The 22,661-nt window shown below is 59.5% G+C and carries 22 protein-coding genes, 1 pseudogene and 1 riboswitch; of the genes and pseudogenes, 10 read left to right on the top strand and 13 right to left on the bottom strand.

Annotated elements, in window-relative coordinates:
• Positions 1 to 53: 53 nt before the first annotated feature.
• From FGA82_RS14310 to FGA82_RS14295, 4 genes are all read right to left on the bottom strand, one after another.
• The gene (locus FGA82_RS14310) at positions 54 to 1,418 is read right to left on the bottom strand and encodes a DUF1329 domain-containing protein (protein ID WP_141127566.1); all 1,365 of its coding nucleotides are present in this window, start codon (positions 1,416 to 1,418) and stop codon (positions 54 to 56) included.
• 27 nt (positions 1,419 to 1,445) lie between these two features.
• Positions 1,446 to 3,335, bottom strand: coding sequence for a DUF1302 domain-containing protein (locus tag FGA82_RS14305; RefSeq protein ID WP_141127565.1), 1,890 nt, complete (start codon positions 3,333 to 3,335; stop codon positions 1,446 to 1,448).
• Positions 3,336 to 3,672: 337 nt separating this feature from the next.
• Positions 3,673 to 5,355 (bottom strand): fatty acid--CoA ligase, encoded by a 1,683-nt coding sequence (locus tag FGA82_RS14300; protein ID WP_141127564.1) that lies wholly within the window; start codon positions 5,353 to 5,355, stop codon positions 3,673 to 3,675.
• Positions 5,356 to 5,501: 146 nt separating this feature from the next.
• The gene (locus FGA82_RS14295) at positions 5,502 to 6,686 is read right to left on the bottom strand and encodes an MFS transporter (RefSeq protein ID WP_141127563.1); all 1,185 of its coding nucleotides are present in this window, start codon (positions 6,684 to 6,686) and stop codon (positions 5,502 to 5,504) included.
• A gap of 84 nt (positions 6,687 to 6,770) precedes the next feature.
• On the opposite strand from FGA82_RS14295, the gene FGA82_RS14290 reads away from it, so the two are divergent.
• The gene (locus FGA82_RS14290) at positions 6,771 to 7,535 is read left to right on the top strand and encodes an AraC family transcriptional regulator (RefSeq protein WP_141127562.1); all 765 of its coding nucleotides are present in this window, start codon (positions 6,771 to 6,773) and stop codon (positions 7,533 to 7,535) included.
• Between the two features lie 124 nt (positions 7,536 to 7,659).
• On the opposite strand, the gene FGA82_RS14285 is transcribed toward FGA82_RS14290, so the two are convergent.
• Positions 7,660 to 8,289, bottom strand: a complete 630-nt coding sequence (locus tag FGA82_RS14285) for a LysE family translocator (protein ID WP_007912807.1) — start codon at positions 8,287 to 8,289, stop codon at positions 7,660 to 7,662.
• Positions 8,290 to 8,530: 241 nt separating this feature from the next.
• Between FGA82_RS14285 and FGA82_RS14280 the strand changes: the two genes are divergently transcribed.
• The 3 genes from FGA82_RS14280 (at position 8,531) to FGA82_RS14270 (ending at position 11,374) form a co-directional block, all read left to right on the top strand.
• Positions 8,531 to 9,496 (top strand): 2-hydroxyacid dehydrogenase, encoded by a 966-nt coding sequence (locus FGA82_RS14280; RefSeq protein ID WP_141127561.1) that lies wholly within the window; start codon positions 8,531 to 8,533, stop codon positions 9,494 to 9,496.
• 32 nt (positions 9,497 to 9,528) lie between these two features.
• Complete coding sequence (locus tag FGA82_RS14275; protein WP_141127560.1) at positions 9,529 to 10,527, top strand: class I SAM-dependent methyltransferase; 999 nt, start codon at positions 9,529 to 9,531, stop codon at positions 10,525 to 10,527.
• A gap of 50 nt (positions 10,528 to 10,577) precedes the next feature.
• A riboswitch (yybP-ykoY riboswitch) is annotated at positions 10,578 to 10,702 on the top strand.
• Between the two features lie 87 nt (positions 10,703 to 10,789).
• A complete protein-coding gene (locus tag FGA82_RS14270) occupies positions 10,790 to 11,374 on the top strand; it encodes a TMEM165/GDT1 family protein (RefSeq protein ID WP_141127559.1) in 585 nt (194 codons plus the stop codon).
• Positions 11,375 to 11,498: 124 nt separating this feature from the next.
• Here the strand turns inward: FGA82_RS14270 and FGA82_RS14265 are convergent, their stop codons facing one another.
• Complete coding sequence (locus FGA82_RS14265; protein WP_007912815.1) at positions 11,499 to 12,317, bottom strand: M48 family metallopeptidase; 819 nt, start codon at positions 12,315 to 12,317, stop codon at positions 11,499 to 11,501.
• Between the two features lie 203 nt (positions 12,318 to 12,520).
• Between FGA82_RS14265 and FGA82_RS32900 the strand changes: the two are divergent.
• Positions 12,521 to 13,867, top strand: a pseudogene (locus tag FGA82_RS32900) (HAMP domain-containing protein); the annotation flags it as partial.
• Positions 13,868 to 13,879: 12 nt separating this feature from the next.
• The gene (locus tag FGA82_RS32895) at positions 13,880 to 14,722 is read left to right on the top strand and encodes a methyl-accepting chemotaxis protein (RefSeq protein WP_432767149.1); all 843 of its coding nucleotides are present in this window, start codon (positions 13,880 to 13,882) and stop codon (positions 14,720 to 14,722) included.
• Positions 14,723 to 14,929: 207 nt separating this feature from the next.
• On the opposite strand, the gene FGA82_RS14255 is transcribed toward FGA82_RS32895, so the two are convergent.
• Genes FGA82_RS14255 through FGA82_RS14245 form a run of 3 tightly spaced genes read right to left on the bottom strand, consistent with a single transcriptional unit; the run spans position 14,930 to position 16,041 of the window.
• On the bottom strand, positions 14,930 to 15,553 hold the full coding sequence (locus FGA82_RS14255; RefSeq protein WP_141127557.1) for an SOS response-associated peptidase: 624 nt from the start codon (positions 15,551 to 15,553) through the stop codon (positions 14,930 to 14,932).
• A gap of 35 nt (positions 15,554 to 15,588) precedes the next feature.
• The gene (locus FGA82_RS14250; protein WP_007912819.1) at positions 15,589 to 15,849 is read right to left on the bottom strand and encodes a putative signal transducing protein; all 261 of its coding nucleotides are present in this window, start codon (positions 15,847 to 15,849) and stop codon (positions 15,589 to 15,591) included.
• 9 nt (positions 15,850 to 15,858) lie between these two features.
• Positions 15,859 to 16,041 (bottom strand): CPXCG motif-containing cysteine-rich protein, encoded by a 183-nt coding sequence (locus FGA82_RS14245; protein ID WP_053123703.1) that lies wholly within the window; start codon positions 16,039 to 16,041, stop codon positions 15,859 to 15,861.
• A 142-nt stretch (positions 16,042 to 16,183) separates the two neighbouring features.
• Here FGA82_RS14245 and FGA82_RS14240 point away from each other — a divergent pair, with 142 nt between their 5' ends.
• Positions 16,184 to 17,347: a 1-acyl-sn-glycerol-3-phosphate acyltransferase gene (locus tag FGA82_RS14240; RefSeq protein WP_171057286.1), complete on the top strand. Its 1,164-nt coding sequence runs from the start codon at positions 16,184 to 16,186 to the stop codon at positions 17,345 to 17,347.
• 97 nt (positions 17,348 to 17,444) lie between these two features.
• Here the strand turns inward: FGA82_RS14240 and FGA82_RS14235 are convergent, their stop codons facing one another.
• On the bottom strand, positions 17,445 to 17,723 hold the full coding sequence (locus FGA82_RS14235; RefSeq protein WP_016985168.1) for a hypothetical protein: 279 nt from the start codon (positions 17,721 to 17,723) through the stop codon (positions 17,445 to 17,447).
• 193 nt (positions 17,724 to 17,916) lie between these two features.
• Between FGA82_RS14235 and FGA82_RS14230 the strand changes: the two genes are divergently transcribed.
• Positions 17,917 to 18,123, top strand: a complete 207-nt coding sequence (locus FGA82_RS14230) for a hypothetical protein (protein ID WP_008083982.1) — start codon at positions 17,917 to 17,919, stop codon at positions 18,121 to 18,123.
• A 313-nt stretch (positions 18,124 to 18,436) separates the two neighbouring features.
• On the opposite strand, the gene FGA82_RS14225 is transcribed toward FGA82_RS14230, so the two are convergent.
• Entirely contained in the window at positions 18,437 to 19,021 is a 585-nt protein-coding gene (locus tag FGA82_RS14225; protein WP_008086137.1) for a YajG family lipoprotein, read from the bottom strand.
• A 204-nt stretch (positions 19,022 to 19,225) separates the two neighbouring features.
• Between FGA82_RS14225 and FGA82_RS14220 the strand changes: the two genes are divergently transcribed.
• Together FGA82_RS14220 and mqo are read left to right on the top strand one after the other, a co-directional pair.
• Entirely contained in the window at positions 19,226 to 19,459 is a 234-nt protein-coding gene (locus FGA82_RS14220; RefSeq protein ID WP_116031505.1) for a hypothetical protein, read from the top strand.
• Between the two features lie 708 nt (positions 19,460 to 20,167).
• Positions 20,168 to 21,676, top strand: coding sequence for a malate dehydrogenase (quinone) (gene mqo, locus FGA82_RS14215; protein ID WP_141127555.1), 1,509 nt, complete (start codon positions 20,168 to 20,170; stop codon positions 21,674 to 21,676).
• A gap of 148 nt (positions 21,677 to 21,824) precedes the next feature.
• On the opposite strand, the gene FGA82_RS14210 is transcribed toward mqo, so the two are convergent.
• Together FGA82_RS14210 and FGA82_RS14205 are read right to left on the bottom strand one after the other, a co-directional pair.
• Positions 21,825 to 22,112 carry a PA4642 family protein gene (locus FGA82_RS14210; RefSeq protein ID WP_141127554.1) on the bottom strand — a complete coding sequence of 96 codons (288 nt, stop codon included), beginning with the start codon at positions 22,110 to 22,112 and terminating at the stop codon, positions 21,825 to 21,827.
• A gap of 63 nt (positions 22,113 to 22,175) precedes the next feature.
• A complete protein-coding gene (locus FGA82_RS14205) occupies positions 22,176 to 22,655 on the bottom strand; it encodes a hypothetical protein (protein WP_141127553.1) in 480 nt (159 codons plus the stop codon).
• Positions 22,656 to 22,661: the final 6 nt, after the last annotated feature.

Below are 22,661 nucleotides of genomic sequence, written 5' to 3'. Positions count from 1 at the left end.
CCCCGAACCAGTCGGGGCGTTTTCACGAGGATGCGGCCTCGGGTTACAGCGGGTTAGCGAACACCATCCTGACGCAGTGCGGCCGGGGTGAAATCGCTGGTGGTGGCGGTGAAACCGAAGTCATACGCCTGTTTCTCTTCGTTCTTCATGCCCAGTGCCAGATAGCGGCCGGATTGCAGGTCGTAGAGGGTTTCCAGGGCATACCACGGCACTTGCTTGTCGTAGTAGTTCTCGGCGTGTGCTTCGGCGACGCGCCACAGTTGACCACGACCGTCGTAGTGGTCGATCACCGCCGCTTGCCAGGTGTCTTCGTCGATGTAGAAGTCACGCTTGGCGTAGATGTGACGCTGACCTTCCTTCAGTGTCGCAACCACATGCCAGACGCGGCGCAGCTCGTAACGCGCCAGATCCTGGTTGATGTGACCGGCCTTGATGATGTCGGCGTACTTCAGTTTCGGATCGTCGAGCTTGTAGCTGTCGGAGGCGATGTACATCTCTTTCTTGCCTTCGAGCTTCCAGTCGTAGCGATCCGGGGCACCGTTGTACATGTCGAGGTTGTCCGAGGTACGCAGACCGTCCGCCGCAGTACCCGGGCCGTCATAGGACACTTGTGGCGCCCGACGCACACGACGCTGACCGGCGTTGTAGACCCACGCCGAACGTGGTTCTTTCACCTGGTCGAGAGTCTCATGCACCAGCAACACACCACCGGCCAGACGCGCCGGCGCGGTCACTTTCTGCTTGAAGTAGAACAGGATGTTGCCCGGGTTTTTCGGGTCGTAGTCCTTCATCTTGTCGCGGAACACGAACTGATCCTGGAAGTACACAAGGCTGTACGAGCCGTTCGGTTGCGGCGTGGCCTGGGTCACCAGACGAGTCACGCTACCACCGCGATAGCGGGTGATATGGTTCCAGATGACTTCCACGCCGCTCTTCGGAATCGGGAACGGTACCGCGGTTTCAAAGTTTTCCAGACCGTTGCCGCCGGACACCAGATTGGTGTTGGTGGCGTTTTTCTTGATGGCGGCGAACACGTCATCCGGTACGGTCGCGCCACGGTGGGACGGATAGACCGGCATTTTGAAGGTGTCCGGGTAGCGCTTGAACATCGCGTATTGGCCCGGCGCCAGCTTGTCCTTGTACTTGTCGACATCCTTGGCGGTGATGGTGAACAGCGGTTGTTCACTGGCGTAAGGGTTGGACAGGAAACCACGCGCGTCGACCGTGCCGGCGTTTTTTGCCAGCGGCTTCCACGCCGGGATCGAGTTGTCGGCGTTGCCGGCCATTTCGGCGCCCATCGGGGTCAGGCTTTTACCCAGCTTGTCCGCTTCGGCAGCGGGAACCGCCGCCATGACACCTGTCGCCAGCAGCGACAGGCCCAGAACACCGGCGTGGAACAGACTCTTTGTTATTTTCATAAATTCGTTCGTCCTGAAATGCAGTGCTTAGAAGTTCACGCCGAAGCTGAGCGCAACGAAGTCGCGGTCATCCACAGTGGTGTACTTGCCGTCGAAGAAGTTGGTGTAGGCCAGGCTCGCGGTGTAGGTGTTCTGGTATTCGGCATCGACACCCAGACTGACCGCCTTGCGACCTTCCTCGAAGTTGCCGCCAGGGCCTGGCGAGTAACCGCTGACGTCGTGGGACCAGGCCACGTTGGGCTTGAGGTTCACACCGGCGAAGACGTCGTTGTATTCCCAGATGGCGCGACCGCGGTAGCCCCACGACATCGATGTGGTGAAGCCATCGTTGTCGCAATTGCGGCTGCGGTTGTTCTGCGGCGAGCCCGGGCCGGCACCATTGATGGTGCTGGCGTTGAGGATGTTGGCGCAGGTATTGACACCGCCAGTGGCCGGCAACTCACCCGGGCCATACACCGGATCGCGGCCATAACGCATGTCGGATCGGCTTTCCAGCCCGCCGACGTAGGTCGCGCCGACTTCACCGACGAGGGTCAGACGGCTGGCGCCCATGACCTGATCGAAGAAGTGCGTGAACGTCGTCTGGATCTGGGTGATTTCCTTGCGCTCGTAACCGTGCAGATCCTGACCCGGCACACCATTGAGTATCGAAGCATTGGTCAGGGCGCCGCCGATCGGACGCACACCGGCAAACAGGATGTCGGTGGAGTTCAGTTGTACCGGCGCGTTCGGACGGTAGCTGATCTCACCGCTCCACGCCGTACCAGTAGGCAGGGTGGTGGAGAAACTCAGACCGTAGAGGCGAATGTCTTCAGGGTATTCAATGAAGTAATTCGAGTTACCCGCGACCAGCAGTGGTGCAAGTGCGGCAAACGGCCCCGGCAGCGCGCGCGCAGTGTTGTAGACCGATTGCGGCGCACCGGTGGCGCTGAAGATCGGCGCACGGCTGTGATAGTTCATGAAGTAGGCGCCGAACTCGGTGTCGAGCGGCTCGTACATGTACTTGAAGGACGCGCCCCACTGGCCGCTGTCACGGGCATCGCGGTCCGGACCGCGGCGCACCAGAACGCCTTCTTCGTTGACGTTGACACCGTTGGCCGCCAATGGCCCCAGGGCGATGGCCGGGATTTGCGAACGCTTGTTCAGCACGCGCAGGTTGTCGTTGCAACCGTCGGCAACGATGTCCGGCTGCGAGAAGAACGTGCCACAGTTATCGACGACGGTCTGGTCCCATTCCAGTTGATAGAACGCTTCGGCCGAGAGGTTTTCGGTCAGGCTCTGGGACACGTAGAACATGTTGACCGGGATCAGGCCTTCCTTGATCTCGGCGCCCGGACGACGGAACGCGGAGACGTCGATCGGGTTGATCGAGTTGATGCCGCCGCCGATGAAGGTACTTTCACCCCAGCTCACCACCTGCTTGCCCAGACGCACGGAACCCGGCTGATCGGCAATCGAGTAATTGTGGTAGACGAAGGCGTCGAGGATCTGGCCGCCGGACGATTTGGCGCCCTCTTTGCGACCCGAATCGCTGATGTCCTTGAACTCGCGGCTTTCATCCTTGAGTTCGAAGTCGTACCAGTACTTGCCACGGACGAACACGCCGGTGTCGCCGTATTTCAGTTCAAGGTCATGAATGCCCTTGAAGATCTTCGAAAAGGTTTCACCGCTCTTGAAGTTGGCGTGACCGTCATCGGATGTCTGCGACAGGCCATGGCCGCCGTTGTTGACGCCGATGAGGTTCTTGTTCGGGCTCTGAGTAGACCAACTGGCACCGATCGACAGGGACGAGTCGAACTGGCCCTCGATTTCACCGACGTTGAAACTGACGCCGAATGCGGGCCCGGCGAGCGAAGAGGCAAGACTGACCGCCAGAGGCAGTTTCGCCCGGCGCCAGAACTGGTTTACTGAGGTCATCGACGCTACTCCATGTGCATTATTGTTATGGCAGTGAGTACTTTTAAAAACGCCTGAAGGACCGGGTGCCAGAGACAGCCCGAAGTCACTCCAAAAATGCATCGCCCCGTTTTGTGCGTGTGCCCCGTTCTTAAAAATCCTTGAGCGGACTATAGCCAGCAGGTGGTACTGCTTGATCCCTCTAAAGTGTGATTTGCAGCTGCCGGCCACTCTGGAACAGTCCTTTCGCCAGTCCGACAGATGTCGGCACGGCAAGGATGGCCTAATTTTTCGATTTCACAAGCCAAGCGCTTGCTTGGTGGGTCTGGCGCGCCGTTTTCGGCGCGCCAGCAGACACTTAAAGTGTCGAGAGGAAGGTGCTGTTGTTGGCCTGCCATTCGGTGATGTCGAGGCGGATGCGCTTCTTGTCGAGCTTGCCGACACTGGTCTTGGGAATTTCGGTAACAAGGGCGATCTGACTCGGAATCGCCCACTTGCTCAGGTGCCCCAATTCCACGAACGGCTTGAGGTGTTCCTTGAGCTCGCGCGCCCCGATCACATGCCCTTCGCGGATCACCAGCAAGGCAAACGGGCGCTCGCCCCACTGCGGATCGGCGATGCCCACGACTGCTACTTCGCGTACCGCGACGTGCCGGCTGATCAGGTCTTCGAGGTCTAGCGAGGAGATCCATTCGCCGCCGGTCTTGATCACGTCCTTGATGCGATCGCGGATGTCGATCACGCCCATGCTGTCGAGCGTGGCGACGTCGCCGGTGTGCAGCCAGCCGCCGGCCCACAACTCGGCGCCCTTCTGCGGTTCGTTGAAATACCCTTCGGTGAGCCACGGTGCGCGCAGCACCAGCTCGCCCTGGGTTTCGCCGTCGGCCGGAAGGAAGTTGCCGTCGCCGTCAACGATCGCCGCTTCCACCAGCGGCCCCGGCACACCGGCCTTGATCCGGTAGGTGGTGCGTTCGTCTTCAGTGCCGGCCATCAGTTCGTCGTTGAGGTGCGCGCAGGAAACCAATGGCCCGGTTTCCGACATGCCGTAGGCCGCAGTGAGCTGAATACCACGGGTCTTGGCGGTTTCGTACAGAGTGCGATTGAGCGCACTGCCGCCGATGACGATCTTCCAGCCACCGAAATCAGTGCCCTGCGCACCTTTCGCGTTAAGCAGCATTTGCAGAATGGTTGGCACGCAGTGGGAGAAGGTGACCTTCTCTTTACGCCACAGCTCCACCAGAAACTCCGGATCATAGCGCCCCGGGTAAACCTGCTTGAGCCCGAGCATGGTCGCCACATACGGCAGACCCCAGGCGTGAACGTGGAACATCGGCGTGATCGGCATGTACACATCGTTGGTGCCAAGCAGGCGCACGCTGTCGATGGAGCCCATGATCGTCGACACGCCCATGGTGTGCAGCACCAGTTGCCGATGGGTGAAATACACGCCTTTCGGATTGCCGGTGGTACCGGTGGTGTAGAACGTGGTGGCGACCGAGTTTTCGTCGAAGTCCTGGAAATCGTACTGCGTACTGGCGGCGGCGAGCAGTTGCTCGTACTCGCCGACCAGATTCGGCAAATCGGCATTTTTCTCCGGCAGATCAGTCAGCAGCAGGGTGTTCTCGACCGTGGTCAGGTGCGGTGCGATCGCTTGATACAGGCCAACAAACTCGCTGTTGACCAGCACAAAGCGGTCCTCGGCATGGTTCATGGTGTAGAGGATCTGCTCCGGCGACAGGCGCACGTTGATGGTGTGGATCACCGCGCCGATCATCGGTATCGCGAACATGCATTCCAGGTAACGGTGACTGTCCCAGTCCATCACCGCCACGGTGTCACCGGCCTTCACACCGGCCGCCGTCAGCACGTTGGCCAACCGCGCCACGCGCTCGATCAGGGTCGGGTAGCTATAGCGAATCAGGTCACGATAAACGATCTCGCGGGTTTTCTCGTAACGGGCGCCGGACATCAGCAGCCGTTTGATCAGCAATGGATACTGGTAGGCCCCATCGGCCGGGGGAATGACGCGAGTCTGCAACATAAGAATCCCTTTTCTGACTGCACGGTGTTGGCGTTGAGATTGGTACTCTAGAACCCTTATACGCCAGCCAAATCAGCCAAAGGAATGATTTGCAAAGCCGTACAAATGCTAGCTTTGCGCCAGCATTTGCCGGTTTTCATCATCGGTCAGGCGGTTTGTCCCACAGCCTCTTCAGAAGGCGTGCGTGGGAAAACCACCGCCGCGAGGAACGTCAAAGCGCCGAACCCCGCAAGAATCAAGTACAGACCTACGAAACCGTGGCGCGGTTCGACATAGGAAATCAGCGGAATCGCCGTCGCACTGGCACCGAACGATAAACAATAACGCAGGGCGAAGACCCGTGATTGCCATTGCGGGGCGACGAAGTTGGCGACCATCGCATCGTTGACGGTGACCTGACCGAACACCACGAACATGAACGCCGCACCGAGGGCGATTACCGCCCAGCCGTCGGCATAAGCCAGCGCGACCAACAGCGGCGCCTGGCACAGCGTCAGGACAATGAACGGCCATTTCAGGCTGAGCCGATGCAACACACGACCAATGCTCAATTGCGCAACCGCACCAAAGGCATACGCCAGACTGACCACCACACCGAGGGTTTGCGGCGAAGCGAACAGCTCATGCAAACGCTCCTGAAACAGCTTTGGATAGGTCATGGTGGTGGCGTTGAACACCACGCCGCCAGTGGCCGTGGCCAGCGCCAGCACGCCGAACACCATGACCATCGAAATACGCTGACCGGTGGCACCTTTGAGTGGTGTGTGCGCACGCTTCGGAATCGGTTCTTCTCGCACCTGAAAGGCGAAACCGATGCCCAACACAATCGCCACTGCGCCCGGTATCAGAAACGCCGAGCGCCAGCCGAATTGCGCCACCAGCAAGCCTGTGATCAGCGCCGAAAACGCCACGCCCAGATTGCCCCACATGCCGTTGATGCCGATCTCGCGGCCACGGTTCTGCGCGTAAGCAACCAGCATCGCAGTGCCGACCGGGTGATAAATCGCCGCGAAAATACCGATCAGGGTCAGGCCGATCACCAGCATCGTCGGACTGTTACTCAGGCCGGTAAAAATCGACGAAGCGCCAATACCGAAGAAAAACACCAGCATCATCTGCCGCCGACTCCAGTGATCGCCGAGCCAACCGGCGGGTAGCGAACAGGCGCCAAAAGCAATGAAACCACCCAGCGACAGGCCGATCAGCGTGGCGTAATCGAGACCGAAAGCCTGGGTCATGCCGAGCACGGCGGCGGGAAAAATCAGCATGAACATGTGATCGATCACATGCGCGGCGTTGATGTAGCGAATGACATTACGGGATTGATTCATGACGGCACGCTTTACCTTGTTGTGTACCGCCATGCTAAGTTGGCCGTAAAGCGCATTCCTGCCAAGCAAGTCATCGAATCAGACATGTTGATCAGCCACTTCGAACACGGCCCGGTAAGCGCCTACCCCCGGGATTACCTGGATGGCGCGCACCAGCCGTTGCATCTGCATCGCGAAGCGCAGTTGCTGTATGCCGTCAGCGGGATCATGCGCGTGGTCACTGCATCCGGCGCGTGGGTGATTCCGCCGAGTCGTGCGGTGTGGATTCCACCCGAGGTGGCGCACGAGATTTTCATGAGCGGTGACGTGCAGATGCGCTCGCTGTTCATCGCGCCAGAACTGTCACCCGCCAGCCTGCAACAGTGCTGCGTATTGGCGGTGACACCATTGCTGCGCGAGCTGATTCTGCGTGCCGTGCAAGGGCCGCCGCACGCCGACAACCCGCTGATTCAGCAGTTGATGCTGGAAGAACTCGCCAGTCTGGAAAACCTGCCGCTGCACATTCCGATGCCGACTGACCGGCGCCTGCAAAACATCTGTCTGGCACTGCTGCACACCCCGGATCATGCCAATACCCTGGAAGACTGGGCGCAGCAGGTCGGCGCCAGTTCGCGTACGTTGGCGCGGCTGTTTCAGCAACAATTGCAGATGAGCTTCAACGCCTGGCGCCAGCAACTGCGCCTGATGGAAGCCCTGCCACGCCTGCTCGCCGGGGACAGCGTGCAACGTGTGGCGCGGGATCTGGGTTACGGCAGCGCGCGGGCGTTCAGCGCGATGTTTCGCCGTTTGCTGGGGGAAAATCCGCGTGATTACCTCAACACCCTGAGCAAGCTCAGCGAACTCGTATAGGAATATCCCCCCTGTGGGAGCGAGCTTGCTCGCGAAAGCAATCTCCCAGTCACCTGTGATATCGACTGATCCGACGCCTTCGCGAGCAAGCTCGCTCCCACAGTTTTGAATCGCGTTTCTGCGATCAGTGCATTTCGGTAAACGCGATTTTCACGCCGAGAGCGATCAGCACCGCGCCCATCGTGCGATCAAACCAGTGGCCCATGCGGGCGAAACCGGCACGCACCCGTTGTTGGCTGAACAGCATCGCCACCAGACAAAACCAGATGGCCGTCGCGACAGCCAGGTAAATCCCGTAACCAGCCTGCACCGCCAGCGGCGTGTGCGGGTTGATCACCACGGTGAACAGCGACAGGAAGAACAGCGTGGCTTTCGGATTCAGACCATTGGTGACGAAGCCCGACGTGAAAGCGCCGCGGGCCGTGCGTACGCCGGCCTCTTTATGCAGATCATCGGTCACGGTTTTCGCCGGTTGTGCGCGCAGCGCCTTGAAGCCGATGTACAGCAAGTAGGCCGCCGCCGCCCATTTGAGAGCGTTGAACAGCACGATCGACTGCGACACGATCAAGCCGATACCGAGCAGCGAATAACCGACGTGGAGGAAAATCGCCGTGCCGACACCCAGTGCCGTCCAGGTGCCCGCGCGGCGACCGTGGGTCACGCTTTCGCGCACCACCACGGCGAAGTCCGGGCCAGGGCTGGCGACGGCCAGCAAGTGGATCAGTGCAACGGTCAAGAACTCGGTCCAGTACATGGGGGCTCCTCTGGAGTTGATCGGTCAAATCGGACTCATGGCGCAGATGCTTTCCCTGTGGGAGCGAGCTTGCTCGCGAAGGCGGTGTGTCAGACAACCACAATTCGCTTGATCCGCCCTTTTCGCGAGCAAGCTCGCTCCCACAGGACTTGTGAGTACCTCTGGCACTGAGTAACCAATTGTTTCATCTGGTAGGCTCGGCAGATTACGCCCAACGCTCACAGCACAAAAGGTACAGTTGATGACGAACACGCGCCGCGCGGTATTCCTTGATCACCCTTCGCTGGATCTCGGCGACCTCGACCTCAATCCATTGCGCGAATGTTTCAGCGATTTGCAACTGTTCGCCCAGACCTTGCCCGAGCACGTTGCCGAGCGCCTGCAAGGTGCCACCGTGGCGATCAGCAACAAGATCCTGATCGATGCTGCCGCCATGGCTGCCAACCCCGATCTGAAACTGATCCTGATCACCGCCACCGGCACCAACAACGTCGACCTCGCCGCCGCCCGTGCTCAGGGCATCACCGTGTGCAACTGCCAGGGTTACGGCACGCCGTCGGTGGCGCAGCACACGATCATGCTGCTGCTCAACCTCGCCACGCGTCTGGCCGATTATCAGAAAGCTGTTGGCGAAGGTCGCTGGCAGCAAGCCAAGCAGTTCTGCCTGCTCGACTACCCGATTGTAGAACTGGAGGGCAAAACCCTCGGTTTACTCGGTCATGGCGAACTCGGTGGCGCTGTTGCTCGATTAGCCGAAGCCTTTGGCATGCGCGTGTTGCTCGGGCAGATTCCCGGGCGCCCTGCTCGCCCGGATCGTTTGCCGCTGGATCAACTGCTGCCGCAAATCGACGCCCTCACTCTGCACTGCCCGCTCAACGAACACACTCGCCATTTCATCGGTGCCCGCGAGCTGGCCTCGATGAAGCCAGGTGCGTTCGTGGTCAACACCGCGCGTGGCGGCCTGATCGATGAACAGGCGCTGGCCGATGCTTTGCGCAATGGCCACCTCGGCGGCGCGGCTACCGATGTGTTGAGCGTCGAGCCGCCGACCCAGGGCAATCCGTTGCTCGCGGCGGACATCCCACGCCTGATCGTTACCCCGCACAACGCTTGGGGCAGCCGCGAGGCACGCCAGCGCATCGTCGGCCAATTGACCGAAAACGCTCAGGCGTTCTTCAGCGGTAAGGCGCTGCGGGTCGTCAGTTGATAAACTGCGGCACTTTTTTTTGAGGAGCAGTTATGGATCCGCGCAGTGAAGTACTGCTTCGTCAGCCCGAGTTGTTTCAAGGTTCGTTGTTGCTGGCCGGTTTGCCCGCCGACGATTTGCTCGGGCGCCTGCCCAACGCATTCGGCTGGTGCTGGCATGCCGGCGATCAAGCCGCGCTGGACGCCCGTTTCGAAGGCCGCAGCCAATTCGGCGTGAACGTTCCCGAGCGCGAGTTCGACAGCGCAGTGGTGTTCCTGCCCAAGTCCAAGGACCTGACCGATTACATCCTCAACGCTGTGGCCTCACGTCTGGCCGGGCGCGAAGTGTTTCTGGTCGGGGAAAAACGCAGTGGCATCGAGGGCGCGTCCAAGCAGCTCAACCCGTTCGGCAAGCCGCGCAAACTCGACAGCGCGCGTCACTGCCAGCTCTGGCAAGTCACCGTGGCCAACGCCCCAGAAGCCAAGTCGCTGGAAAGCCTGGCGCAGACCTATGAACTGCCTTTGGCCGAAGGCCCGCTGAAAGTCATCAGCCTGCCGGGCGTGTTCAGCCACGGTCGACTGGATCGCGGCAGCGCCCTGCTGCTGGAGCATCTGGACAAACTGCCGAGCGGCCACTTGCTCGACTTCGGTTGCGGCGCTGGCGTGTTGGGCGCTGCGGTCAAACGTCGCTACCCGCACAATCAGGTCACGCTGCTCGATGTCGATGCGTTCGCCGCCGCCAGCAGCCGTCTGACGCTGGCTGCCAACGGCCTGGAAGCCGAAGTGTTGACCGGGGACGGGATCGACGCTGCGCCGATGGGTTTGAACGCGATTCTGAGCAACCCGCCGTTTCATGTCGGCGTGCACACCGATTACTTCGCTACCGAAAATTTGCTGCGAAAAGCAGCCAAACATCTGAAAAACGGCGGCGAACTGCGCTTGGTGGCGAACAGCTTCCTCAAGTATCAACCACTGATCGAAGAGCATCTTGGCGTGTGTGCGATCAAGGCTGAAGGTAATGGTTTCCGGATTTACCGGGCCAAGCGCGGCTGAAACTTCTTTTAAAAAAGAGGCTTGCTCAATCGGATTTGCCTAGGCAGAATCCGCTCCGTCCTAGGGGAGTAGTCTCCCACGAGCGCCAAGCTCGTCCGGCATACGTCAACATACTTGATCCTCAGATCATGGCGTATGCGACCCAAGCGTCCGCAGCAGACGGATCGCAGGGTTTGACAAGACCTATGACACGCACACCTTACCCGGGGCGGGAAGGCTGTACGTGTCATAGCCGTGTCGACCCGCCCCTTAGGAAATCCTGATGCTGGACTCGTTACTCGTTCCCACCGCAATCGTTGCCTTGGCCGAAATCGGCGACAAGACGCAACTGCTCGCGCTGATTCTCGCCGCTCGCTTCCGCAAACCCTGGCCGATCATTGCCGGTATTGTCGCCGCGACCCTGGCCAACCACGCAGCAGCCGGTGCGGTAGGCGCCTGGTTCGGCAGTTTCTTCTCGAATGCGACGCTGCACTGGATTCTCGCCGCGAGCTTTACGGCCACGGCGCTGTGGACACTGGTGCCGGACAAAATGGACGACGATGAAACCAGCACCGCGCGCAAGTTCGGGCCGTTCCTGACCACACTGATTGCATTCTTCCTGGCGGAAATGGGCGACAAGACTCAGGTCGCCACGGTGATGCTCGCGGCGCAATACCCGGATCTGTGGCTGGTGATTATCGGTACGACAGCGGGCATGTTGATTGCCAACGTGCCGGTGGTATTGGCCGGTAACTTTGCCGCCGACAAATTGCCACTGACCCTGATCCGTCGCCTCGCAGCTTCGGCGTTCCTGATTCTGGCAATCGTTGCGGTGTACAAAGCCATGCAGAGCAGTGGCTGGGTTTAACCCTGCCGACGCCGCTCGTTCCCACGCTCTGCGTGGGAATGCAGCCGGGGACGCTCTGCGTCCCATTGGAACGCGGAGCGTCCCTTGAGGCATTCCCACGCAAAGCGTGGGAACGATCATCGAGTCAGGATTTAGGCGCTTGCTCGTACAGCGGCATAACCTTCGGAATCGCCGCCTGCAACGAGGCAATCCGGCTGGTCGAGGCCGGGTGAGTACTCATGAACTCCGGCGGCGAACCTTCCGATGCTTTGCTCATCTTGTTCCACAAAGTGATTGCGGCGTTCGGGTTGTAGCCAGCGCGTGCGGCCAGTTCCAGGCCGATCAGGTCTGCTTCGTTTTCGTTGGCGCGGCTGTTCGGCAGGGTCATGCCGTAGTTGGCCACGGTGTCGGCCAGCGCCAGACTGTCCTGCCCCAGACCGAGCAACGCACCCGCGCCCTGCTTGGCCATTTCAATCCCGTAAGCCTTGGACATCGCTTCACGACCGTGCTCGCGCAGGGCGTGGGCAATTTCATGGCCCATGACCGCAGCGATTTCATCGTCGGTGAGTTTCAGGCTGTCGATCAGCCCGGTGTAGAAAATGATCTTGCCGCCCGGCCCGCAGTTGGCGTTGAGCTCGTCGCTCTTGATCAGATTGACCTCCCACTGCCATTGCGCCGCATCCGGACGGAAGTTCGGCGCCTGGGCGATCAGGCGGTTGGCAATCGCCTGGACCCGCTTGGCCTCGGGACTGGTCTTGTCCAGCACACCCTTGCTGGAGGCTTCACCGACAGTCTTCTGATACGACTGGGCATACATCTGGTCGACCTCTTGCGAGGACAGCATGCTGAACATGTACTGCTTGCGCTCTACACCCACGGCTCCGCCGCTGGTGGTGTTGACCGACTGACAACCGGCCAGCAACAGCGCTGCGCTCAGTGCACTTACAACCAATGTCTTGTTCATTCAAAAGCTCCCTGAAAACCTGTCGCGTATCCTAGGCGGGTAATTGTATCGACGCCAGATACAACGGACGTGTTGCAGCGACTTTCAGGCGTTTCTCACCAGAGCTGTCGTAAAAAATTCACAGCGACTGCCAAGCCCCGTGCAACTGCGTCGCGCACAGATCCATTTGCGACATCGGCTTTCAATTGCACCTGCTCGCACTCATGGCCCCATGCCGGCTGCCGATACATCAGCGCAGACGTCCTCTTGCGTGCGGAGCTCCCATGAAGTTCAAGTCGATCCAGTTTTCCGTTGCCGCCCTGGCCGGTGCCATCGTGCTTAGCGTGGTGGCCGCGCTGGTGCTGTATGCGCTGTTCTCCGGTGCGCGCACGCAAGAAATGGTGCAACAGCGCACACAGGCCCAGTTCGAGCAGGTCATCGAGCAGCGCCTGACTTCGCTGGCACAAACCCAGGTCAGCCAGATCCAGCGCGAACTCGAAGCACCGCTGCTGATTGCCGGCGGACTGGTGCGGGTCAACGCCCTGCTCGGCACACCGGGCGCCGATGGCCAGCCGCGCCTCACTGCCAGTCGCGAGCAACTGATCAGCCTGATCAAAGAGAACGTCGAAAAGAACCCGAAAATTCTCGGCACCTACATCGGCTGGGAAAAAAATGCTCTTGACCACAATGACGCGGCCTACGTCGGCACCAGCGTGGCTGGCATCGACGCGGCTAACGGCCGTTTTCTGCCGTGGTGGTTCCGCAACGACGACGGTAGCCTCGGCCTCGACAAACTGGTCGATGTTGACGACCAGAAGACTTTGTCCACCGGCGTACGCGCCAGCGAGTACTACCTGTGCTCGAAAGAAAGCAAAAAATCCTGCGTGATTGATCCGGCGCCGTACAAGGTCGGCGACAAGATCGTCATGCTCGCCTCCTTTATTGAACCGATCATGCTCAACGGCGCCTTCCAGGGCATCGTCGGCGCCGATCTGTCGGTGAACTTCATTCAGGAAATGCTCCTCGCTGCCAACCAGAAGCTCTACAGCGGTGCCGGGCAAATGGCCCTGATCGGCGGCAACGGGCGAATCGTTGCCTACACCAAGGATGTGAGCAAATTCGGCGAAAAAGTCAGCGACATTCTCGACGCCGAACAGACGGCCAACATGGCCAATCTCAAGCGCGGTGAAGTGACTTACTCCGTCAACAAGGACAAGGGCCGCATCGAGTTGTACCTGCCGTTCGGCATCGGCCAGACCGACGCGCGCTGGACATTGATGCTGCAATTGCCTTTGAACGCGGTAATGGCGGATCTGCAAAAGCTGCAGGGCGATCTGGATACCCAGCGTAAATCCGACACCTTCGGCATGGCCATGGTCGGTCTGCTCATTGCCGGCCTCGGCTTGCTGGTGATCTGGCTGGTTGGCCACGGCATCGCCAGACCGCTGAAACAGATGGTCGCGATGCTCAATGACATTGCTCAGGGTGAAGGTGACCTGACCCGCCGCTTGAGCAGTGACCGCAGTGATGAACTCGGTTCGATCGCCAAGGGTTTCAACACCTTCCTCGCCAAATTGCAGGCGATGATCACCCAAGTGGTGACATCGGTGCAGAGCGTCAGCGATTCTTCGGAGCACACTGCCGACATTGCGATTCGCACCAACATCGGTATCCAGAAACAAATGGCCGAGATCGATCAGGTCGCCACGGCGGTGCAGGAAATGACCGCCACCGCGCAGGACGTGGCGCGCAACGCGACGCAGGCTGCGCAAGCGGCCAGTCATGCCGATCAGGCCGCCAGCCAGGGCATGCAGATCGTCCGCGACACGTCCGATTCGATTGGCGTACTGGCCGTGGAAATCGGCAAGGCGGTAGGCGTAGTGCAAACGCTGGCCAAGGACAGCGAAAACATCAACGCGATTCTCACAGCGATTCGCGGGATCGCCGAGCAGACCAATCTGCTGGCGCTGAACGCGGCGATTGAAGCGGCGCGTGCCGGTGAACAAGGTCGCGGCTTTGCCGTAGTGGCCGACGAGGTGCGCAATCTGGCGCAGAAAACCCAGAAAGCCACCGAAGAAATCCAGAGCATGATCCAGCACCTGCAACAGGGCACCCGCGATGTCGTGCGGGTCATGGAGGACAGCCAGAACCGCACCGACGAAAGCGTGCAACACGCGGCTAAAGCGGCGGAGGCGCTGGAGACGATCACGCAGGCGGTGTCGGTGATCAACGACATGAACACGCAGATTGCCAGTGCGGCGGAAGAACAGAGCGCGGTGGCCGATGACATCAATCGCAATGTGATCAACATTGGGCAAGTGGCCAATGAAGTCGCGGGCGGTGCGGATGAGTCGAGTTCGGCGAGTGCTGATTTAACCAAGCTGGCAGAGCAGCAGCGGCGGTTGATCAATCAGTTCAAGGTCTGAAAAGCGAAAAGCCCCCTCACCCTAACCCTCTCCCAGAGGGAGAGGGGACTGATTGGGGGATATTGACGAAGTACACCGACTTGAACGCTTTTCACCGAATCCATAATCGCCACGATTTTTCAGGTCGATGCATGACGGTAGACAACTCGGTCAGTCCCCTCTCCCTCTGGGAGAGGGTTAGGGTGAGGGGCTTTTGATCTACAGGCTTTAACCCGGGGTCAGGCACTCAGGCCCATTGAGTTTCGGATCATTGATCAGGTTCGCCAACACCCGCTCACGCAGCGCCGCAGGTTCACTGGCCAGCAACCCCTGCAACACATGCAGCGGCGTCTCGGGATCGAGCCACGCCGCCTGCCCCGCCTCATCGAGAATCAACGGCCGCCGCTGACTCGACGCCGGCTGAGTAATCACCGCCGTGCTCAGCCAGACCTGCTCCTGCACCGGATACGCCTCCCATATCGCAGCAAAAAACAGCGAAGCGCCCTCCCCCGGCGTCAGCCAGTACGGCCGCTTGCGCTGCGTTCCGCGCCATTCGTAGAAACCATTCGCCGGCAGCAGGCAGCGACGCTGGCGCAGTGCCTCACGAAACATCGGTTGCTCAGCCACGGTTTCCGCCCGGGCATGCGCCGGCGTCTTCGACAAATCGGTCAGCCACGGCGGCGTCAGCCCCCAACGGGCGCGCGCCAACGTGCGCTCACCGGTTTCACCGGCACGCAGCATCAACACCGAATCATTGGGGGAAATGTTCCACTGCGCCTGCTGATCGGCGGGAAAACCTGGCAGGGCCGCGAAATCGCGGTTCCAGCGAAACAGGGCATAACGTCCACACATGGGGCAACAAGACTCTAAATAAAACGATCGTCAGCCTAACAGACCAGCGTTCCGGGGAAGCTTTCCGGTTCATCGCCGGGCAGCGGCAGCGCGGCATTGTACGCAGTGATCAGCTCGCGGGCGTATTCGGCTTGATCGTTATCGACCGACAGCCCGAGCAAACCGAAGATCGGCAGCTCACCGGTGCCGCCGAGCAAATCACGGCCAATCAAGTGCGCCTCGATGCCTTCGCTGGCGAGCATGCCCTTGAGCATTTCGCCTTCCATCAGGTTTTCCGGCTCGTAGATTCGCTGCATGGGCGCGCCTCACTCGTTTTCGCTGAAGACTTCCAGAAACCAATCCTCGCCATGGACCTGCAAGACGAACGTGATTGGCCGGCAACACACCTGACAGTCTTCGATGTAGGTCTGATCGCCACCGGACAGATCTACCGTCGTTTCGACTTGCTCACCACAATACGGACATTCGTACAGTGCGCTCTCCAGCATCGCGGTCTCCCAAGTGACTTGTGCGTATAATCGCCGGTCTATTTGCAGGGCTATTTTTGTCTGGCTACCTTTTCAGACCGTGCCCCGCGGGTTTTCGATCAAAACCTTTACTTACCCTAGCCGTTTCCAACAAGAGAGCATGATGGGCGAATTCGATGCCATCCGACCTTACGACGACAGCGAAGTACCTGTGGTACTGGCAAGACTGCTCGGCGACAAGGCGTTTCTAGATATCCTCACCCACTTCCGCTTCCCGCGTTTTGCCGGTGCCTTCGGCTGGATGCTCAAACCACTTATAGCCCATCGGCTGCGTCGTGAGTTCGCCGACGTGACGTCGGTGGCGACGTTGCAGGACAAGGTCGAGTCCTACGTCGACCACACCATCGAGCGCGCCACCGACGGCGTGACCTACACCGGTGTCGAGCAATTCAAGTCCGGCAGCGCCTATCTGTTCATCGCCAACCACCGCGACATCGTGATGGACCCGGCCTTCGTCAACTACGCCGTGTACCACGCCGGCCTGCCGACGCCGCGCATTGCGATTGGTGACAATCTGCTGCAGAAGCCGTTTGTCAGCGATCTGATGCGTCTGAACAAGAGTTTTATCGTCCATCGCTCGATCACCGGCCGTCGCGAGAAAATGGCCGCGTATCAGCTGTTGTCGGCGTACATCAACCACTCGATCCGCAACGATTGCGCCTCGATCTGGATCGCTCAGGCCGAAGGTCGGGCGAAGGACGGCGACGACCGCACCGAGTCGGCGATCCTCAAGATGTTCCATATGAGCCGCAAGGACGAGCCATTCGGCGAGGTCATTCGCTCGCTGAATGTCACCCCGGTGTCGATCAGCTACGAATACGACCCGTGCGACCAGGCCAAGGCCCGCGAGTTGTACATCCGTGCCACCACCGGCACCTACGCGAAAGCGCCGGGCGAGGACGATGTGAGCATCGCCAAGGGCATCACTGGCTACAAGGGCCGAGTGCACGTGAACTTTGCCGCGCCGATCACTGAGTTGTTCGAAGACACCAAGCAATTGGCGGTCGAAATGGACAAGCAGATCCTCGGTGGCTACCGGTTATTCCCGGTGCATTACCTGGCGTATGCGCAGTGGGCTGATGCCGATCCGCAGTTGAATGTGCCGAAGGCTGCCGAGGTGTTCCCGGCGGATGAACTGGCCAAGGCGCAGGAAGAATGGCAGGAGCGGTTGGATGCGTGCCCTGAGGAGCATCGTCCGTATCTGGTGCTGCAATATGCGACGCCGGTGCGCAATCAGTACCGGGTCAAGGCTGGGTTGCCGCTGTAAAACAACGGCAAGATCAAAAGATCGCAGCCTGCGGCAGCTCCTACACGGGAATGATGTAGACCCTGTAGGAGCTGCCGCAGGCTGCGATCTTTTGCTTTCAGAAGCGGGTGCTGATCCAGGAGACGATCAGGGCCAGGCCCAGGCAGGCAAAACCAAAACGATAGAAAAACCGGTTCATGCGCAAGGTCGCCCAGTCCAGGATCGGCTCGGCATTCGGCTGCGCCTGACGCTGGGCGGCGATGCTGGCCATCGCGCGCTGTTCACGGCGGCGGGTGGCGTGCAGCAGCCAACTGCCCGGAAACGCCAACAACAACGCCAGCAAGTTGATCAACTTGGCGGGATGGGCGGTAAACAGTGTCATCAAGTGCAACGACATCACAGACCTCTATCTGAACCGGTATGGCAGACGCCAGATCGGCGACTGCGGCGCGGATTCTAACCAAACCTGCCGGCTCAACCCCAGTCTTTGCGACAAATAACCTGACAATCGACCGATGGCTGTCCTGTGTCACAGCATCGTCATGTGGATAGGCCACCCTGCGCGCCTCGAAACACACATGGAACGCGACATGCTTCACGCTGAAAACCAGGATCGTCTGTACCTCATCACGCCTTATGACGAACAACAGAGTCTCGTCGGCAGCCTTGCCTTCAATGTTCAGGATCGCCATTGGCTGGTGTATTGCGCGTTGGGCGGGCATCAGCATGCGGATTTGCCGGAGACGGATTTGCTGACGGGTGTTAGCGTTCTCGACTTTTACTCGCAGGCTGCTTAAAAGCAAAAGCACCCTCACCCTAGCCCTCTCCCAGAGGGAGAGGGGACTGACCGAGGTGTTTATTCGAGGTACATCGACCTGTAAGTCTGAGGTGAATGTAGATCTCAAGAACAACGCAAATCGACCTGAAACTCCGAGGTGAATTAGATCTCAAGAACGACACCGATCGGCTCCCTTCTCCCTCGCTCCCCTTGGGGGAGAGGACTGGGGTGAGGGGGATCGATGGTTCATCCAACACAAATTCCAACCCTGACACCCACAAAAAAGCCCGGAACCATCACTGGCCCCGGGCTTTTTCACATCCGCCGAAAACTTACTCGGCCAAAACCTGACCCACGGTCGGATCCTTGAACAAACGCGTCAGCGCATCGCTCAACACATCGCTGACCAGTTTGGTATTGGTTTCCTGGTTCGGCGCCATGCCGAAACGCTGGTCCAGCGACGCGCCGTAACGGCCGCTGTAACGGCGGTTAGCGTTTTGCACGTCGGAGCGGAAGGTCGCGCCGATGGTCGCTTCAGTCACGTACATGCCTTCTTTCGGCGACTGATACTTCAGCTCGGCCAGAGTCACGGTCAACTGCGGCGCGTTCGGCGCGTTGTTGGTCGGGGTGAAACCGAGCAGACGCACGGCGGCTTCAGCTTGAGCCTGCAGCTTCGGCAGGATCTGCTCGCGCTGCACGGTGATGGCGCTGGTTTCCGGGTACAGACCGCCACGCGTGCCCAAAGTTGGCGACGGACGACCGTCTACTACACGCACAACAACAGGCTGACCACGGCCGACCGCTGGCAGCTGAGTGGTCAGCTTCGGCTCCGGGTTCAGTTGTTGCGGGCTGTGGGCGCAGCCGGCCAGGGTCAAACCGGCCACAGTGATCAAACCGAACAACAGGCGTTGCAACATGCTCTTCTCTCCAGAATCAGGCACAAACAGGCCGGCAGTATAGCGGTGGGCCACTGCGGGTAACCAGCGCCCGACAGCGAATACTGAAATGTCTGACAAACCCCGTCGAAAGCGGTTCCTGTCACAGATTATTCACCCGCCATACACGCTCACGTCACGGCGCGTTGGCAACCTTGTAATCAGTCCCCCACAAGGTACTCAACCATGCGTTATCTGATCTCGTTGTTCGCACCACGTCCGCTGCACCGCAGCTTCGCCCTGCTCGATCGCAACGGCCATTGCCAGGCTTTCAAGCAGTGCAGCCTGCAGCCGATGGGCGACGGTTGGGTGGAAATCGAAGAAATCCGCCTCCACTGGTTGCACCAGCCACTGCCCGCCAGCGCCCGCGTCATAGCGTCGCAGCCCCGTGCACGGGTGCAAGCGATGTTGAGCATCTGACCGGATGCCTAATAAAAGTCATTAAACACGAGCAACTGCCCGCATTTCTTCGATACAATCTCCCCCCGATTATAAGGACGTCTCCTGATCGGGCCCCGCAACAGCGTCAATGCGCATGCATTTGACATCAAAATCGCCCACAGAGAGCCGCCCACACAGATCGAGTGAAGTTGGCGCGCTTGCCTGTTCTTCCGGCAAAAACCCCGCTTTTCGCGAATCTGCAGAGCTGTCATGACGCTCGGCCACCGCGTTGTTTTTGCCCTCGGGCAAGGTGCCAGGCCTGGACAGCCCTTTTTTGAGGTTCACGTCTTCAAAAGAGCGTGAAAAAAACGGGTTTTCACAACTTCACAAGAGTGTGGCGAGCAAATGAAAAGTTTTGCGTCTGAACATGCACCATTAGCGTCTGAAACAGCCCAACGACACAGGACCGGGTATACCTCGAATATCGGAGCCTGAAGCCTGTCCGCTACGGATTTGGTTGCACAAAAACGGATGTCTCGACCATAAGTCGAATTGCCAGCTGCGTGCTGAAATGAGTTCATGGAGCTCTTGAAGCCAAGCCGCATACATCCGTCGAAGTTGCGAAAAATTGCGAAGATTCGGACATGGCGAACCTGACCACGGATAGCTGGGGCATAACTGATCTGTCCCGGAACGCCTGGCAGCCATGCCGACAATTTGGTGCTGCAGATTTTGGAGACGCGTTAAATGGCGCATAACGAAGCAGTCGACGTAGTTCTGGTTGGGGCGGGCATCATGAGTGCCACCCTGGCCGTGCTGCTCAAAGAGCTCGACCCCGCGATCAAGCTGGAAGTCGTCGAGTTGATGGATTCCGGTGCTGCGGAGAGTTCCAACCCATGGAACAACGCCGGCACCGGTCACGCTGGCCTTTGCGAGCTGAACTACACGCCGCAGGCCGCCGATGGCACCGTCGACATCAAGAAAGCCGTGCACATCAACACCCAGTTCGAGGTCTCGAAGCAGTTCTGGTCGTACCTGACCAAGCAAGGCACCTTCGGCTCGTGCAAATCCTTTATCAGCCCGGTGCCACACCTGAGTTTCGTCCAGGGCGACAGCGGCGTGTCTTTCCTCAAATCGCGCTTCGACGTGTTGAGCAAGCACCACGCCTTCGCAGACATGGAGTACACCGAAGACAAGGCCAAGATGGCCGAGTGGATGCCACTGATGATGCCGGGCCGCGCGCAAGACGAAGTGCTCGCCGCGACCCGCGTGATGAACGGTACCGACGTCAACTTCGGCGCCCTGACCAATCAGTTGCTCAAGCACCTGACCAGCGCTCCGGACACGCAAGTCAAATACTGCAAACGCGTAACCGGCCTCAAACGTAACGGCAGCGGCTGGACCGTCAGCATCAAGGACGTCAACAGCGGCAGCAGCCGTGAAGTCGACGCCAAATTCGTCTTCCTCGGCGCAGGTGGCGCGGCGTTGCCGTTGCTGCAGGCTTCGGGCATCGAAGAAAGCAAAGGCTTCGGCGGCTTCCCGATCAGCGGCCAGTGGCTGCGTTGCGACAACCCGGAAGTGGTCAAGCATCACCAGGCCAAGGTTTACAGCCAGGCCGCTGTGGGTTCGCCACCGATGTCGGTGCCGCACCTCGACACCCGCGTGGTCGACGGCAAGAAATCCCTGCTGTTCGGGCCATACGCCGGTTTCACCACCAAATTCCTCAAGCACGGTTCCTTCATGGACCTGCCGCTGTCGGTTCGCGCCGGCAACATCGGGCCGATGTTGGCCGTGGCGAAAAACAACATGGATCTGACCAAGTACCTGGTCAGCGAAGTGATGCAATCGATGGAACAGCGTCTGGATTCCCTGCGCCGTTTCTACCCGGAGGCGAAAGCCGAAGACTGGCGCCTGGAAGTGGCCGGCCAACGGGTGCAGATCATCAAGAAAGACCCGAAAAAGGGCGGCATCCTGCAGTTCGGTACCGAACTGGTGTCGGCCAAGGACGGTTCCCTAGCCGCCCTGCTCGGTGCTTCGCCAGGCGCGTCGGTGACCGTTTCGATCATGCTGGAATTGATCGAGAAGTGCTTCCCGGCCAAGGCCAAGGGTGAGTGGGCCGGCAAACTGGCCGAGATCTTCCCGGCCCGTGAAAAGGTCCTGGAAACCGATGCTGCGCTGTATCGCAAGATCAACACGCAGAACAACATCGCGCTGGAGCTGGTTGAAGAAAGCAGCGAGACACCAAGCTACGCTTGATCACGCCGCATAAAAAACGCCCCGTACTCAGTGAGTGCGGGGCGTTTTTTTATGGCCTTGAAAAGCAAAAGATCGCAGCCTGCGGCAGCTCCTACAAAGGTTCTGTGTTCACTCTGTAGGAGCTGCCGCAGGCTGCGATCTTTTGATCTTAACCGCGGGACTTTTCGATCAGCTCAATGTATTCCGGGGCGTTGCGCTGATCGGCGATCAGCTCAACAAAGGTCTTGCCCTGTTCGTCCTTGCCATCGACGTCGTAACCGGCCTCGACGAAGAAGCCCAGAAAGCGTTCGAAGTCATCGATACGCAGGCCACGGTAAGCCTTGATCAGTTTGTGCAGCGACGGCGAAGTGGCGTCGACCGGCTCAAAATCGAGGAACAGCTTGATCTGCTCATCGCCGATCTCGTCACCAATCACTTGTTTCTTATCTTTACGCATTGCCGACTCCAGCTCGCAGACATTACACGGGGCGGGCAGTTTACCCCTGCCCGGCCGCCCGGCTCAACGCGATCGCACCGCCCCGGTGTGCAAATCGGCCCAGATATGCCCGTTGGCGTAACTGAGGAACTGTACATACACGGTGTCGTTGCGCAGCAGATCGATGATCACCCGGTATTGGGCCTGTGGATAAAACAGCGTCAGGGTTTTGCTCTTGTCGTCATAAACCGGCTTTTTCAGGCTTTTGCTTTCGCCGTCGAAATTGACCAGTACCTGTGTGATGGTCGCGCCCTTGTTCAGGGATTTGCCCTTGAGGCGGATCATCAAAGGGGATGTGACCGGAATCGGTTGTTGATTGGACTGGCGTTGCGCGCCCACGACCACGGAATAGTCGGTGACCTGCAACAGTTGCTGCTGCTCGGGCTCGGCATCGCGTACGGTCAGATCGTCCGGCGGCAGGAATTGGCTGTGCATCGGCGCGGCAGACAGCGGCAGGCTGAGGGCCAGCAACAGGGCGGCAAAGCTGCGGATCAAGAGGCGCATGACAGG

This window comes from Pseudomonas fluorescens (assembly GCF_005938625.1).
GTDB lineage: Bacteria > Pseudomonadota > Gammaproteobacteria > Pseudomonadales > Pseudomonadaceae > Aquipseudomonas > Aquipseudomonas fluorescens_BD.
This window is presented reverse-complemented; position numbering and strand designations above follow the sequence as displayed.